This is a genomic window from Streptomyces altiplanensis (assembly GCF_053591575.1).
The window spans coordinates 1-17108 of sequence record NZ_JBSFUB010000125.1 but is presented as its reverse complement, the minus strand read 5'-3'; the positions used below and the strand labels follow the sequence as shown (position 1 = coordinate 17108).

General features: G+C 74.9%; 2 protein-coding genes. Both read right to left on the bottom strand.

What is annotated here, in order from left to right:
• Nucleotides 1-128: 128 nt before the first annotated feature.
• Complete coding sequence (locus ACWD0Y_RS32615) at nt 129-6290, bottom strand: type I polyketide synthase (protein WP_450263897.1); 6162 nt, start codon at nt 6288-6290, stop codon at nt 129-131.
• Nucleotides 6291-6341: 51 nt separating this feature from the next.
• Nucleotides 6342-17108, bottom strand: a 10767-nt coding sequence (locus ACWD0Y_RS32610; RefSeq protein WP_450263896.1) for a type I polyketide synthase, incomplete at its 5' end; no start/stop codon positions are given.

Sequence of the window (17108 nt, the reverse complement as noted above, 5' to 3'; positions counted from 1 at the left end):
GGACACGCTCCACAACCTCGACCCCTAGCGACTGGACGCCGTTCAACTCGACCGTTTCGTCCAGTCGTTCTCGGACCAGCCGGTGAAGGCCGGGGGCGGGGTGTCCCGCCGCCCGCCCCCCGGACTGGTCACGCCTCGGTGGCGGGCAGGCCGCCGAGCCACTCCTCGATGGTCCGCGCCGTCAGCGCGGAGTGCTCCTTGGCGAGGGACAGGTGGTCGGCGTCGATCTCACGGATGTCGTCCGCGGGCACGCCCGCGGTGTCGAACAGGAAGCCGTCCAGCGACTGCGTGCACCGCACGAGCATCGTCGGCGCGGTGGTGGGCACCGTCTCGATGTCGGTCATCGCCATGAACCAGTGCGCCATCGCGGAGAGCCTGGCGCTGTTCAGCGTCACCGACGGCGAGTCGATGTCGGCCAGGTAGTACCGGGTGGTCCGGTCGAGGTCCTTCCCCTCGCCCGGCTGGTAGCGGATGCTCGCGGTGTCCAGCAGGACGACCGCCTCGGGCTTGATGCCCCAGGTCGCCTCCAGCACGCCGGCGGCCAGATAGGCGAGCGAGCCGCCCGTCGAGTGCCCCACCAGGACGAAGGGCTCGCCGTCGCTGGCGTGCAGGGCGCTCTCCGCCACGATGCGGGCCGCGGCCTCGCTGGTGGCCGGCAGCAGCTCGCCGGGGGCGAAGCCCATGAGCGGCAGCGCCGAGACGTGCCGCTTGCCGCGGAAGTGCGCCGCGATGCGCGCGTACTGGTGCACGCCACCGGTGGCGCCGGGGGCGCTGACGAAGACCAGCCGGGGGTTGGCCGGGCCGTCCGCGAGGACGACCGGGAGGGAGAGCTCCTCCAGGTCGGCGGGGGTCTCGAAGGTCGGCCGGGTGTTGGCGACGGCCTTGAGCATGCGCATGCCCTCCACCATCTTCCCGGCCTTGACCGCCGCGTAGAACAGCCCCTCCAGCGTCTCGTCCGTGTTCTGCGGCCGGCTCGCGGCGGCGGGCGCGGAGCCGCCGGGGAAGCCGGGGACGAGCTGACCGGCCAGTTCGCCGTGGAGCATCCGGGCGAGCTTCACCGGGGTCGCGTGGTCGAACACCACCGAGCTCGGCAGCCGCAGGCCCAGCGCCTCGCCGAGCTGGTTGCGCAGTCCGACGGAGACCAGTGAGTCGAACCCCAGCTCCAGGAAGCCGCGTTCGGGGTCCACACCGCTGGGGTCGGGGTGCCCGAGCAGCGCGGCGGAGTACCCCACGACCAGTTCGACGAGCAGGCTCTCCTGCTCGGCGGGCTTGAGGTGGCGCAGCCGTTCGCGCAGGGTGACCGGCGAGCGGTCGGCCGCGGCGGCGGAGCGGCGGGCGCGCGGGACCAGCTCCCGCCACAGCGCCGGCAGGGCCTGCTGCTCGCGCAGTCCGGTGACGTTGATCCGGGTGGGCACCACCGTGGCGCGGTCGCGGACGAGCGCGGCGTCGAAGAGCGCGAGGCCCTGGTCGATGGCCAGCGGCGGCATGCCGCCCCGGGCCATGCGCTCGAGGTCGGTGGCGCTGACATGACTGGTCATGCCGCTGCCCCGGCCCCAGGGGCCCCAGGCCAGGGAGACCGCGGGCAGGCCCTGGTCCCTGCGGTGCTGGGCGAGCGCGTCCAGGTAGGCGTTGGCCGCTGCGTAGTTGCCCTGTCCGGGGCCGCCCAGCACGCCGGAGACCGAGGAGTACAGAACGAACCCGGCGAGATCCAGCTCATGGGTGGCCTCGTGGAGATGCCAGGCCGCGTCCACCTTCGGCCGCAGGACGCGCTCCATCAGCTCCGGGGTGAGCGAGCCGGTCATCGCGTCACCGAGCACACCGGCGGTGTGGACGACGGCGGTCAGCGGATGCGCCGCGTCCACCCCGGCCAGCAGCGCGGTCACCGCGGCCCGGTCCGCCAGGTCGCAGGAGACCACGGTGGCCTCGGCGCCCAGCTCGGCCAGGGAGGCGACCAGCTCGCTCGCGCCGGGAGCCTGCGGTCCGCTCCTGCTGGCCAGCAGGAGGCGGCGTACGCCGCGCCCGGCGGCCAGGTGACGGGCCAGTTCGCCGCCGAGGCCGCCGGTTCCGCCGGTGATCAGTACGGTGCCCTCGGGGTCCCAGGCGCGTGCCGCACCCCGGGTCTCGGGGGTCTCCTCGGTGTCGGGCAGCCGGATGAGGCGGCCGGCCCTGATCGAGTGGTCGCGCACCACCAGCTGCTGCTCGTCGAGGGTGAGCAGTCCGGGCAGGACGCCCACCGACAGGAAGGCGTCGTCCATGTCGACCAGCAGGAAGCTGCCGGGGTTCTCCGTCTGCGCCGACCGTACGAGGCCCCAGACCGCGGCGGCGGCCACGTCCCGGATCTCCTCGCCGTCGAGGGCGACGGCGCCGCGGGTGACGAACACCAGCCGCGCGCCGGCCAGTCGCGGCTCGTCCAGCCACTCCTGGAGCAGGCCCAGGACGCGGGAGGTGAGGGCATGTACCGACTCGGGTCCGGGGACCCGCGGGTCGCCCACCACGGGCACCAGGAAGACGTCCGGGGCGACACCGCTGTCGCCGACCGCGCCGGTCAGGGACTCGGCGTAGGCACTGACGGTCTCGTCGGCGCGGTGCATCGCGTAGCCCAGGTCGAGTTCGTCGTCGCCGACGACCGCCCAGCGGGTGCCGGTGGCGGCCTCCGGTGTGGCGACGGGCACCCAGTCGAGCGCGAGGAACGCGCCCTTCTCGATGCCGCCCGCCGCGGGCGTGGCCGCCGGGCGCTGTCCGCCGGGCGCGCCCAGGGTCAGCGTGTCGACGGAGAGCACCGGGGCGCCCGTCGCGTCGGCCGCGGTCAGTGCCACCTCGCCGGGGCCGGTCGCGGTGATCCGCACGCGCAGGGCGGAGGCCGCCGTGGCGTGCAGGGTCAGTCCGTTCCAGGACACGGGGACGACCGGGGCCGCGAGGCCGTCGGCGTCCAGGCAGCCCGCCGCGCGGATCGCGGCGTCCAGCAGCGCGGGGTGGATCCCGTACGCGTCGGCGTCCTCGGCGGACATGGGCAGTGTCACCTCGGCGAAGATCTCGCCCTCGCGCCGCCAGACGCCCGACAGCCCACGGAAAGCGGGCCCGTAGTCCAGTCCGGCGCCGGACAGGCGCTCGTAGAGGGTGTCGACGTCGACCGGTTCGGCGCCGCTCGGCGGCCAGTCGGCGGTGTCGAGTCCGCCGGGCTCACCGGCCGGTTCGCCGGTCGCCAGCACGCCTCGGGCGTGGGCCGTCCAGGGCCCGGTGTCCCCTTCGGCGGGACGCGAGTGCACGGTCAGCGTGCGGCGGCCCGCCTCGTCCGGCGATCCCACCCGCACCTGCACGGCGAGGCCGGCGCGCTCGGGCGGCGCGAGGGGGGCGAGCAGGGTCAGTTCCTCGACGCGGTCCTGGCCTGCCTGGTCTCCGGCGCGTACGGCGAGTTCCGCGAGGGCCGTGCCCGGCAGGACGATCCGGCCGTCGACCCGGTGGTCGGCGAGCCACGGGTGGGACTGCGCGGACAGTCTGCCGGTGAGCAGGATCTCGTCGGAGTCGGCGATCGTGACCGCGGCGCCGAGCAGCGGGTGCCCGGCGGCGATCAGACCGAGGCCCGAGGCGTCACCGGTGGCGGCGCGGACGGTGGGCCAGTACCGGCGGCGCTGGAACGCGTACGTCGGAAGCTCGACGGGGCGCGCGCCCGTGCCGGCGAACAGCGCGGCCCAGTCGACGGCGACTCCGCGCGTGAACAGTCCGGCGAGGGCGGTAACGGCCGAGGTCTCCTCGGAGACGTCCTTGCCCAGGACGGGCAGCGCCGCCACGGCCGGGTCCTGGACGGACTCCGGTACGAGGGCGGAGAGCACCGCGTCCGGGCCCAGTTCCAGGAACGTGCGCACGCCGCGGTCGGCCAGGGTCCGCACCCCGTCGCCGAACCGTACGGCCTCGCGGACGTGGCGCACCCAGTAGCCGGCGTCGGTCAGCGCACCGGCGGCGGCCACTTCCCCGGTGAGGTTGGACACCACGGGGACGGACGGCTCACCGTACGTCAGGGTCTCGGCCACGGCGCGGAACGCGTCGAGCATGGGCTCCATGAGCGGCGAGTGGAAGGCGTGGCTGACCGCGAGCCGGGTGGTCTTGCGCCCCTGCGACGCCAGCCGGTCCGCGAGGGCGAGCACCGCGGCCTCGTCGCCGGAGACGACGACGGCGTCCGGGCCGTTGACCGCGGCGACGGACACCCCGTCGGTCAGCAACGGCAGGACCTCGTCCTCGGTGGCACGTACGGCGGCCATCGCGCCGCCGACGGGCAGCTCGCGCATCAAGCGGGCCCGCGCGGCGACCAGCCGGCAGGCGTCCTCCAGCGAGAACACCCCGGCCACGTGCGCGGCCGTGATTTCGCCGACGGAGTGCCCGGCCAGGAAGTCCGGCTTGACGCCCCAGGAGCGGACCAGCCTGTACAGCGCGAACTCGACGGCGAACAGGGCGGGCTGGGCGAATCCGGTGTCGTTCAGCGCGTCCGGGTCCGTACCCCACATCACCTCGCGCAGCGGACGGTCCAGCTCCTTGTCCAGGAGCTCCAGTACGTCGTCCAGGGCCTCGGCGAAGACGGGGAAGCGCGCGTGCAGTTCGCGGCCCATGCCGATGCGCTGGGAGCCCTGGCCGGAGAACAGCACGGCCACGGCGCCCTTGCCGGACACCCCGCGCGCCGCCTCGACCAGTGCGCCGTCCTCGTTCGCGGAGGCCAGGAGCACGGCGCGGTGCTCGAACGCGGAGCGGGTGGTGGCGAGGGAGAAGCCGATGCCGAGCGGGTCGTGGCCCGGTACCTCGGCCAGCGCGCGGACCTGCTCCAGCTGGGCGTCGAGCGCGGCCTCGCCGCGGCCCGACACGGGCCAGGGCACAGTCCTGGGCGTGAGTTCCGGCGCCGGGGCGGGCTCGTCGGCGTCCTCGGCGGGCGGGGCCTGCTCCAGCAGCACATGCGCGTTGGTGCCGCTGATGCCGAACGACGACACTCCCGCGCGGCGCACCCGCTCGCCCTGCGGCCACGGGACCGGCTCGGTCAGCAGCCGTACGTCACCGGCCGACCAGTCGACGTGCGAGGACGGCGCGTCCACGTGCAGGGTCTGGGGCAGCACCCCTTCGCGCAGCGCGAGCACCATTTTCATCACGCCCGCGACGCCCGCGGCCGCCTGGGTGTGGCCGATGTTGGACTTGACCGTGCCGAGCCACAGCGGGCGCTGCTCCTCGCGGTCCTGGCCGTAGGTGGCCAGCAGGGCGCCCGCCTCGATGGGGTCGCCCAGGGTGGTGCCCGTGCCGTGCGCCTCGACGGCGTCGACATCGGCCGGGGAGAGGCCCGCGCCGGCCAGGGCCTGGCGGATGACGCGCTGCTGGGAGGGCCCGTTGGGGGCGCTCAGGCCGTTGGACGCGCCGTCCTGGTTGACCGCGCTGCCGCGCAGCACCGCCAGGACCGGGTGTCCGTTGCGCCGGGCGTCGGACAGCCGTTCGACGAGCAGCATGCCCGCGCCCTCGGACCAGGCGGTGCCGTCCGCCGAGTCGGAGAAGGCCTTGCAGCGTCCGTCGGCGGCAAGCCCGCCCTGGACACTGAATCCGACGAAGCTGGAGGAGGTCGCCATCACGGTGACGCCGCCGGCCAGCGCCAACGAGCATTCGCCGTTGCGGACGGCCTGCGCGGCGAGGTGCAGGGTCACCAGCGAGGACGAGCAGGCCGTGTCGAGGGTGACCGCCGGGCCCTCCAGGCCCAGGACGAAGGACAGCCGGCCCGACATGACGCTGGCCGCCAGTCCGTTGCCCGCGTAGCCGCCCATGTCGTCGCGCGAGGCGAGCACCAGGTGGGCGTAGTCCTGGGAGTTGGTCCCGACGAAGACGCCGGTCCTGCTGCCGCGCAGCGTGCCCGGGTCGACGCCCGAACGCTCGATGGCCTCCCAGGACACCTCCAGGAGCAGCCGCTGCTGCGGGTCCATGGCGAGGGCCTCGCGCGGGGATATCCCGAAGAAGTCGGGGTCGAAGCGCGACGCCTCGTGCAGGAAGCCGCCCTCCTGGGTGGCGCTGCGCCCCTCGCCGTCGCCGGCGAGGGCGTCCAGGTCCCAGCCCCGGTCGTCCGGGAACCCGGAGATCGCGCTCCGGCCGGAGGAGAGCAGCTCCCAGAAGTCCTCGGGGGACCGGACCCCGCCGGGGAACCTGCACCCCATTCCGACGATCGCCACCGGTTCGTGGCGGCCGGATTCGGCTTCCTGGAGCCGCTGGCGGGTCTGGTGCAGATCCGTCGTGACCCACTTCAGGTATTCGACGAGTTTCTTTTCGTCCGGCATCGTCCGTGAACCTTCCTCAGATGTTGGCATGCGCGGGGAGTGGGCCCCCTGTCAGGAGTCCGTTGACCGGCCGAGTTCGTTGTCGATGAAGGCGAGGATCTCGTCGGCGCTGGCGGCCTCGATCCGTTCGGTGACGACGGCCCCGCCGGTCTCGGGGGCGGACTCGTCCCACCTCGCGAGCAGGCGGCGCAGCCTCCCGGCGACTCCGGTCCTGGTGACCTCGTCGATCTCGCCCTCGGTGAGCGCCGCCTCCAGCCGGTCGAGCGCGGTCAGCGGCGAGGCGTCCTCGCCGGGGGTGTCCGCGCCGAACAGGGCCGAGGCGAGGTGCCGGGCGACGGCGAGCGGCGTGGGGTGGTCGAACACGAGGGTGGAGGGGAGCCGTACGCCGGTGGACGCGGCCAGCCTGGTGCGCAGCTCCACCGCCATCAGCGAGTCGAAGCCCAGCCGGCTGAAGTCCCGGTCGGCCGGGACGGCGTCCGGGGAGGGGTGTCCCAGCACGGCGGCGGTGTCGGCCCGTACCAGCTCGACCAGCGCCGTCTCCCGGTCCTGCTCGTCCAGTGCGTTCAGACGATCGGCCAGGGGGGTGGCGCGGACGTGGGGCGCGGCCGTGCGGCGGCCCGTGGTCATCAGTCCGCGCAGGATCGCGGGGACCTGGGCCGGCCGCGCCGCTCCGGCGGCCATCCGCACCGGGACGACCAGTGCCTCGTCGCGTGCCATGGCCGCGTCGAACAGGGCGAGGCCCTGCTCGGCCGAGAGCGCGGCGTGCTCCGAGCGGGACATCCGCCGCAGGTCGGTTTCGCTCAGCGTGCTGGTCATGCCGCTGTCCTGCACCCAGGGGCCCCAGGCCAGTGAGGCGGCGGGCAGGCCGAGCGCGGCGCGGTGCGCGGCCAGCGCGTCCAGGAACGCGTTGGCGGCGGCGTAGTTGCCCTGGCCCGGTCCCCCGGTGACCCCGGCGACCGAGGAGTACAGGACGAACGCGGCCGGCTCGTGGCCGAGGCTCAGTGTCACCTCGTGCAGCCACCAGGCCGCGTCCGCCTTGGGGCGCAGGATCCGGTCCACCAGGTCGGGGGTGAGCGAGCCGATCGTGGCGTCGCCCAGCACGCCGGCGGTGTGCACCACCGCGGTGAGCGGGTGTTCGGCCGGCAGGCCGGACAGCAGTGCGTAGAGCGCCGTACGGTCGCCGACGTCGCAGGCCGCGACGGTCACCTCGGCGCCCAGGCCGGTCAGTTCGGCCCACAGTTCCCGCGCGCCGGGTGCGTCGGGGCCGCGCCGGCCGGCCAGCAGCAGGTGCTTGATGCCGTGCGCGGTCACCAGGTGCCTGGCGAGCGCGCTGCCGAGGCCGCCGGTGCCGCCGGTGATCAGTACGGTGCCGTCGCGGTCCCAGGAGCCGATCCCGTCCGGGGCCGGGGCGGCGCCGCCGGGCAGCCGGGACAGGCGGGCCACCCGTGCGACGCCGTCGCGCACCGCGGCCTGGGACTCGCCGGCGTCCAGCAGGCCCGGCAGGGCGGTGAGGGCCGCGGTGAGCGCGTCGGGGTCGTCGAGGTCGAGCAGGAAGAAGCTGTCGGGCTCCTCCAGCTGGGCGGAGCGCACGAGTCCCCACACGGGGGCGGCGGTCACGTCCCGCAGGTGCTCGGTGCCGACGGCGACTGCGCCCCGGGTGACGAACACCAGCCGCGCCGCGTCGGTCCGGGGGTCGGCGGACCAGGCGCGCAGCAGGTCGAGGGCGGCGACGGTCGTGGTCCGCAGCGCGTCCGGGACGCTCCCGGCGTCGCTCTGGTCCCCGGTGAGGGGGGCCAGTACGACCTCGGGGAACGGCCCTTCGGCCTCCAGCAGCGCGGCCAGTGATCCGGCGCGTGCGGCGGACGCCCCGTCCACCGGGTCCAGCGCGGCCGTCAGGCCCGCCGGGTCCGCGCCGACGACCGCCCAGCGCAGGGCGGCCGGGGAGGCGGGCGCCGGCCGTGCGGCCGGTGCCTCCCACACGACGCCGAGCAGCGGGGCGGGCTCCGTGACCGGTGCGGCCGTCGGTGCGGCGGCGACCGGGCGGACGGTCAGGCGTGCGGAGAGCACCGGTGCGCCCTGCACGTCGACGGCCGTCAGTGACACGGTGTCCTCGCCGGTGGCGGTCAGCCGGACCCGCAGCGCCGTGGCGGCGCCCGCGTGCAGGGTCAGTCCGTGCCAGGCGACGGCTTCGACTCCCCCGGCCCGTGCGTCGGCGTCCAGCAGTGCGGTCGCGCGGACAGCGGTGTCCAGCAGCGTCGGGTGCATCGTGAACGTCCCGTCGCCGCTTGCCTGTTCGGTGAGCGAGACCTCCGCGTACACCGTGCCGCCCAGCCGCCAGGCGGCCCCGGTCTCGGTCCGCTCGTCGGCGTCGTCGTGGCTGAACGGGACGGCTTCGGCGCCCGCGGGCGGCCAGACGGTGGTGTCGAACGGCGTGCCGGACGTCCCCGCCGGGTCACCGGCGCTCAGCACTCCGGTGGCGTGGCGGGTCCAGGGCAGGTCCTCGGTGGACTCGGGGCGGGCGTGCACGTCCAGGGAACGGCGGCCCGTCTCGTCGGCGGCGCCCACCCGCACCTGGAGGTGCACCGCGCCCTCGTCCGGTACGAACAGCCCGCTGTGCACGGTCAGTTCCTCGACCAGCGCGCAGCCGGCCTCGTCACCGGCGCGTACGGCCAGTTCGGCGAGGGCCGCCGCGGGCAGCGGCACGTGGCCTTCCGCGATCCGGTGGGCCGCCAGCCAGGGCAGCGCCGAGAGCGACAGCCGGCCGGTGAGGACCACGTCGTCGGAGCCGGCCACCGTCGTCGCGGCGCCCAGCAGCGGGTGTCCGGCGGACACCAGGCCGAGGCCGGAGGCGTCACCCCGCGCGGCCACCGACGCCCTGGGCCAGTAGCGCTCGCGCTGGAACGCGTAGGTCGGCAGTTCGGTCCGCCGTGCGCCGGTGCCGGAGAAGACCCCGGCCCAGTCGGCGGCGACGCCGTGGGTGTGGAGCTGGGCCAGTGCGGTGAGGGCGGTCGCCTCCTCGGGCCTGTCCTTGCGCAGGACGGGCACCACCACGCTCTCGTCGGGAGCGCAGGCGCGGACCAGGGCGGACAGCACTCCGTCGGGGCCCAGCTCCAGGAAGGTGCCGACGCCCTCGCCGGTGAGGGCACGGACGCCGTCCGCGAAGCGGACCGCCTCGCGGACGTGCCGTACCCAGTAGTCGGCGGTGCCCAGTCGGCCGTCCGTGACCGGCGCGCCGGTCAGGTTCGACACGAGCGCGATGCGCGGCGGGTGGTAGGTGAGCGTCTCGGCGACCGCCCGGAACTCCGCCAGCATCGGGTCCATCAGGGGCGAGTGGAACGCGTGGCTCACCGGGAGTCGGCTCGTCCTGCGTCCCTGGGCCGTCAGCCTCTCGGCGGCCTTCAGCACCCGGTCCTCGTCGCCGGAGATCACCACGGCCGTGGGGCCATTGACGGCGGCGATCGCGACCCGGTCGCAGAGCAGCGGCGCGACCTCGTCCTCGGTCGCCTCGACGGCGACCATGGCGCCGCCCTCGGGCAGCGCGTCCATCAGCCGGGCGCGGGCGGCGACCAGGCGGGCCGCGTCCTCCAGCGAGAACACCCCGGCCACGTGCGCGGCGGCGATCTCACCGATGGAGTGCCCGGCCACGAAGTCCGGGGTCACACCCCACGACTCGACGAGCCGGAACAGCGCCACCTCGACCGCGAACAGCGCGGGCTGGGTGTACGCGGTGCGGTCGAGCAGTTTGGCGTCGTCGCCCCAGATCACCTCGCGCAGCGGGCGGGCCGACTCCGCGTCCAGGTGGGCCAGAGCGGAGTCGAGGGCGTCGGCGAACACCGGGAAGCGTACGTACAGTTCGCGGCCCATGCCCAGCCGCTGGCTGCCCTGGCCGGAGAAGAGGACGGCCGTCGGGCGTTCCACGGCCACTCCCCTGGCCACGACCGGCGCGGACGCGTCCGCGCCGGTGGCCGGGGCCAGCAGCACGGCCCGGTGCTCGAAGGCCGACCGGCCCTCGAGCAGCGACAGTCCGATGTCGGCCGGGGACAGTTCGGGGCGGGCCGCCACGAAGGACCGCAGCCGCTCCAGCTGTGCGTCGAGCGCCTCTTCGCTCTTGGCCGCCACGAGCCAGGGGACGACCGTGGGCTCGGCCTCGGGAGCGGGCGGGGCCGCCACCGGTTCGGCGGGCGGGGCCTGCTCCAGGATGACGTGCGCGTTGGTGCCGCTGATGCCGAAGGACGACACACCGGCCCGGCGCGCGCGCCCGGTCTGCGGCCACTCGCGCGGCTCGGTCAGCAGCTCGACGGCGCCCGAGGCCCAGTCGACCCGGGTCGAGGGCTCACTGACGTGCAGCGTCCGGGGCAGTGTGCCGTGCCGCAGCGCCAGCACTGTCTTCAGTACGCCGGCGACACCGGCGGCGGCCTGCGTGTGTCCGAGGTTGGACTTCACGGACCCGAGCAGCAGGGGCCGCTCGGCGGCCCGGCCGCGCCCGTAAGTGGCGAGGAGGGCTCCGGCCTCGATGGGGTCGCCCAGCGTGGTGCCGGTGCCGTGGGCCTCGACGGCGTCCACGTCGGTCGGGGTGAGTCCTCCTGCGGCCAGTGCCTGGCGAATCACCCGCTGCTGGGAGGGGCCGTTGGGGGCGGTGAGTCCGTTCGACGCGCCGTCCTGGTTGACGGCGGAGCCCCGCAGGACGGCCAGGATCTCGTGGCCGTTGCGCCGGGCGTCGGACATCCGCTCGACGACGATCACACCGACGCCCTCCGACCATCCGGTGCCGTCGGCCGAGTCGGAGAACGCCTTGCAGCGCCCGTCCGGGGCGAGTCCGCCCTGCCGGGTGAACCCGGCGAAGCTCGTCGCGGTCGACATCACGGTGACGCCGCCGACCAGCGCCATGGAGCACTCGTCGGCGCGCAGCGCCTGGGCGGCCCAGTGCAGCGCGACCAGCGAGGAGGAGCAGGCGGTGTCCACGGTGACGGCGGGGCCCTCGAAGCCGAAGGCGTAGGAGAGCCTGCCGGAGATGACGCTGGCGGCCAGACCGGTCCCGGCGTGGCCCTCCACGTCCTCGTTCGCCTGGAGGATCAGGTTGGCGTAGTCCTGGCCGTTGGTGCCGACGAACACTCCCGTCCTGCTGCCGCGCAGCGCGGCGGGGTCGGTCCCGGTCCGCTCGAACGCCTCCCAGGCGGTCTCCAGCAGCAGCCGCTGCTGGGGGTCCATGGCGAGGGCCTCACGCGGGGAGATGTCGAAGAAGCCGGGGTCGAAGTCGGCGGCCTCGTAGAGGAATCCGCCCTCGCGTGTGGCGCTGCGGCCCTGGCCGGCGCCCGCGAGGACGTCGAGGTTCCAGCCGCGGTCGGTGGGGAACTCGGCGATCCCGTCGCGGCCCTCGGTGAGCAGCTGCCACAGGTCCTCGGGCGACTGCACCCCGCCGGGGAAGCGGCAGGCCATGCCGACGACCACGACCGGGTCGTCGGTGACGGCGGTGGGGGCGGTGTCGGTCGTGGCGGACGCCGGGTCGCTGTCGTCGCCGAGCAGTTCGGCGACGAGGTGGGCGGTCAGCGCGTGCGCCGTCGGGTAGTCGAACACCAGGCCGGCGGGAAGCGCCAGGCCGGTCGTCCGGGCGAGCCGGTTGCTCAGTTCGACGGCGGTCAGCGAGTCGAAGCCGAGGTCACGGAATGCCTTGTCGCCCTTGATCGCTTCGGCTCCGGTGTGGCCGAGTACCGCGGCGGCCTGGGTGCGGACGATGTCGAGCAGTACGGCGGCCCGCTTGGCCCCGGTGGCCTCGCGCAGCTGCTCACGCAGCCCGGAGGCGGCCGTCGCGCCCTCGCGGCGCGCCTCGTGCACCGCCGTCAGCGCCTTGCGCGCCTCGGGCAGGTCGGCGAGCAGCGGGCTGGGGCGCAGGCTGAGCAGGGCGTTCAGCAGCTGCGGCTGTTGCAGGTCGGCGATGACGACGGTCGGCTCGGGTTCCACGACGACGCGCAGCAGAACCGAGACGGCCAGCTCGGGGTCGAGCGCGCCGGGGCCCTCCGCGGGGGTGGCGTGGCCGGGGCGGGCCGCCTGGCCCGCCATGCCGCCGCCGCCCCAGGCGCCCCAGGCGATCGAGGTCGCGGGCAGGCCGAGGGTGCGACGCCGCTCGGCCAGGGCGTCGAGGACGGCGTTGGCCGCCGCGTAGTTGGCCTGGCCGGGGTTGCCGACGGAGCCCGCCACGGAGGAGAACAGGGCGAACACCGACAGGTCGAGATCGCGGGTCAGTTCGTCGAGCAGCAGAGCGGAGGCGACCTTGGAGCGGAACACCGTGTCGAACCGCTCGTCCGTCAGGCCGGCCAGCACCCCGTCGTCCAGTACGCCCGCCGTGTGCACCACACCGGTCAGCGGGTGGTCATCGGGGACGGCCGCCAGCACCCCGGTCAGGTCGTCGCGGTCGGCCGCGTCACCGGCGGTGAGGGTGACCCGGGCGCCGAGGGCGGTCAGTTCGTCACGCAGTTCCCCGGCGCCGAGCGCGTCCGGGCCGCGACGGCTCAGCAGCACGAGATGCGGTACGCCCTCGCTCGCCAGCCGCCGCGCGACATGGGCGCCGAGTGCGCCCGTGCCACCGGTGACGAGCACCGTGCCGGAGGGCCGCCACCGCTCTTCGGCGTGGTCCGCGCCCTCACCCTGCGGGGTGGGCGCGGCGACCATCCTGCGGCCGAACACGCCCGAGGCGCGGACCGCGACCTGGTCCTCGCCGTCCTGGCCGGTCAGTACGGCGAGGAAGCGGCGTACCGTCCGCTCGTCGAGTTCTTCGGGCAGGTCGACCAGTCCGCCCCAGCGCTGGGGCTGTTCGAGGGCCGCGACGCGGCCGAGGCCCCAGACCGCGGCCTGCGCCGGGCCGGTGAGCGGCTCGGATCGGACGGTGGAGACGGCGCCGCGGGTGACGGCCCACAGGGGGGCCGTGATGCCCGCGTCACCGAGTGCCCGGGTGAGGGCGGCGGTGGCGATCAGGCCCGCCGGTACGCCGGAGGGGCCGGCCGACTCGTCGAGGGCGAGCAGCGACACCACTCCGGTGATCTTGTCCGGGGCGTCCGCGGCGGCCTCGGTGAGCCGCTCGACGAGACCGGTCGCGGCGGCGTCCACGCGTACGGCGGCCGGGCCGAGCGCGCTGATGAGCGAGGTCACCCACGCGTCGGCGATCGCGGTCTCGGGGGCCAGGACCAGCCAGGTCCCCGGCAGGGGCCCGGCGCCGCCGACCGTCAGCGGCTTCCAGCTCTGCCGGTAGCGCCACGCGTCCACGGCGGAGCGGGCCTTGCGGCGCGTGCGCCACGACGACAGGGCGGGCAGTACGGCGCCGAGTGAGGCGCCGTCCACGTCGAGCCCGGCCGCGAGGGACTCCAGGTCCTCCCGCTCCACCGCCGCCCAGAACTCCGCGTCGACCGGGTCCGTGCCGTCGGCGGGGGCCGCCGCGACGAGCTCGGGCCAGAACCGCTCGCGCTGGAAAGCGTAGGTCGGCAGGTCGGTCTGCCGGGCGCCGGTGCCTGCGAAGAGCCCGGCCCAGTCGATGGCGCCACCCGCGACGTGGAGCTGCGCCAGCGCGGTGACCAGTGCGGTTTCCTCGCCGCGGTCCTTGCGCAGCGCCGGGATCACCACGGCGGTGGCGGGCACGGACTCGCGGGTCATCGCGGAGAGCACGCCGTCGGGGCCCAGTTCCAGGAACGTGGTCACGCCCCGGTCGGCGAGTGCGCGGACGCCGTCGGCGAAGCGCACGGCCTCGCGGACGTGGCGCACCCAGTACCCGGCCGAGCACAGTTCGCCGGCGGCTGCCACGTCCCCGGTCAGGTTCGACACCACGGGGATGGTGGGCTCGGTGTACGACAGGCTCTCCGCGACCGTGCGGAACTCCTCCAGCATCGGATCCATCAGCGGCGAGTGGAACGCGTGCGAGACCCGCAGCCAGGTGGCCTTGCGGCCGTCCTCCTCCAGTCGCGCCGCGACCTCCATGACCTCGTCCTCGTGGCCGGAGATCACCACTGACGAGGGGCCGTTGACCGCGGCGATGGACACCCCGCCGGCCAGCAGCGGCAGAACCTCGTCCTCCGTCGCCCGGACCGCGACCATCGCGCCGCCGGCCGGCAGTGCCTGCATCAGGCGCGCCCGCGCGGCCACCAGCGTGCAGGCGTCTTCCAGCGAGAACACTCCGGCCACGTGCGCGGCGGCGATCTCACCGATGGAGTGCCCGGCCACGAAGTCCGGAGTCACACCCCACGACTCGACCAGCCGGAACAGCGCCACCTCGATTGCGAACAGCGCGGGCTGGGTGAAGCCCGTCTCGTTGAGCAGATCGGCGTCGTCACCCCACATCACCGCCCCCAGCGGGCGGCCCGTCTCGCCTTCCAGCAGGTCGAGTACGGAGTCCAGCGCCTCGGCGAACACCGGGAAGCGGCCGTACAGCTCCCGGCCCGTCCCCAGCCGCTGCGAACCCTGGCCCGAGAACAGCACCGCCGTCGTCTGTTCGGTGGCCAGGCCGCGGGCGATCTCCGGGATGCCTTCTCCGGTCGCCAGCAGCACCGCTCGGTGCTCGAAGAGGGAGCGGCCGGTCGCCAGCGAGTGGCCGACGTCGACCGCGGACCGCTGGGAGTGCTCCCGCGCGAAGTCCCGCAGCCGGCCGATCTGTCCGTCCAGCGCCGCCTCGCTCTTGGCCGATACGAGCCACGGCACGGCGTCAGGGGCGGCTTCGGGGGCCGCCGGGGCGTCGGTGTCCGGCTCTGGGTCCGCCTGTTCCAGGACGACGTGCGCGTTCGTTCCGCTGATGCCGAAGGACGAGACGCCAGCCCGGCGGGCGCGTCCGGTCTGCGGCCACGCGGTGTTGTCGGCCAGCAGCTCCACGGCGCCCGCCGACCAGTCGACGTGCGTCGAGGGCTCGGTCAGGTGCAGCGTCCTCGGGAGCGTCCCGTGCCGCAGCGCCATCACCATCTTGACCAGACCCGCGGCGCCCGCCGCGGCCTGGGTGTGGCCGATGTTGGATTTCACGGAGCCCAGCAGCAACGGCAGTTCCTGGTCGCGGTCCTGGCCGTAGGTGGCCAGCAGCGCCTGCGCCTCGATCGGGTCGCCGAGCGGTGTTCCGGTGCCGTGCGCCTCCACGGCGTCGACGTCGGCCGCAGACAGTCCGGCATTGGCGAGCGCCTGACGGATCACGCGCTGCTGCGCGGGGCCGTTGGGCGCCGTCAGGCCGTTCGACGCGCCGTCCTGGTTGACGGCGCTGCCGCGTACGACCGCCAGCACCTTGTGCCCGTTGCACCGTGCGTCCGACAGCCGCTCCAGGACCAGCACGGCCGCGCCCTCGGACCAGCCCGTGCCGTCGGCGGAGTCGGAGAAGGCCTTGCACCGGCCGTCGCCTGCGAGGCCGCCCATCCGGGAGAAGCCGGCGAAGTTCGCGGAGGTGGCCATCACCGTCACGCCGCCCGCGAGGGCGAGCGAGCACTCGCCGCTGCGCAGGGCCTGGGCCGCGAGGTGCAGGGAGACGAGGGACGACGAGCACGCGGTGTCGACCGACATGGCCGGGCCCTCCAGGCCCAGCGCGTAGGCCAGCCGGCCGGAGACGACGCTGACCGCGAGTCCGGTGGTGGCGTGGCCCGCCATGTCGTCCTTGGCCCGCATGACGAGGCCGACGTAGTCCTGGCCGCTGACGCCGACGAAGACGCCGGTCCGGCTGCCGCGCAGGGTGGCCGGGTCGATGCCGGCGCGTTCGGCGGCCTCCCAGGAGACTTCGAGCAGGACGCGCTGCTGCGGGTCCATGGCGACGGCCTCGCGCGGGGAGATGCCGAAGAACCCAGCGTCGAAGTCGGCGGCGTCGCGGAGGAATCCGCCCTGGCCCTCGGTCGCGCCGATGGTGGTGTCGGCCTGCCAGCCGCGGTCCTCGGGGAAGCCGGAGATGGCGTCGCCGCCGGAGAGCACCAGGTCCCAGAGCCCTTCGGGCGATTCCACGCCGCCGGGGAAGCGGCAGCTCATGCCGACGATCGCGATGGGATCGTCGGCGGCGTCGGAGGGGTCGCGCGATTCGCGTACGGCGGCCGTCGCGGCGGTGTCGTCGCCTGCCAGCTCGTCGAGCAGGTACGCGGCGAGCCGCGCCGGTGTGGGGTAGTCGAAGATCAGGGTGGCGGGCAGGGTGAGTCCGGTGGCGCCCGCCAGCCGGTTGCGCAGTTCGACGGCGGTCAGCGAGTCGAAGCCCAGCTGGCGGAACTCGCGTTCCACGGCGATGGCCTCGGGCGAGGAGTGCGCGAGCACGACCGCCGCCTCGGCGCGGACGAGGTCGGTGAGCAGCCGGGGCCGCTCCTCCTCGCGCAGCGCGGCGAGCCGCTCGACGAGTCCCGCGCGGGACACCGCGGAGGCTCCGCCCTTGGCGGCGCGGCGGCCACTGCGCACGAGGCCGCGCAGGAGCGCGGGGACGCCGGCCGCGGCCGGGATCGTACCGCCGGAGACGGCCAGCGGGACGATCAGGGCCTCGTCGCTCGTGGTCGCGGCGTCGAACAGCGCGAGGCCCCGTTCCACCGCGATCAGCGGTATTCCGGAGTCGTTGCTGACGCGGCGCAGGTCGTGGTCCTCCAGCGCGGCGGTCATGCCCACGCCCTGTTCCCAGGCGCCCCAGGCCAGTGACAGGCCGGGCAGACCCAGGGCACGGCGGTGGGCGGCCAGGGCGTCGAGGAAGGTGTTGCCCGCGGCGTAGTTGGCCTGTCCGGGGCTGCCCATGACGCCTGCGGTGGACGAGTAGAGGACGAAGGCGGCGAGGTCGAGGTCCCGGGTCAGCTCGTGCAGGTTCCACGCAGCGTCCACCTTCGGACGCAACACCCCCGCCAACCG

Excerpts from the sequence above, each read along its gene's own strand:
- ACWD0Y_RS32615 (WP_450263897.1), bottom strand. The coding sequence starts at position 6,290 with ATGCCGGACGAAAAGAAACTCGTCGAATACCTGAAGTGGGTCACGACG.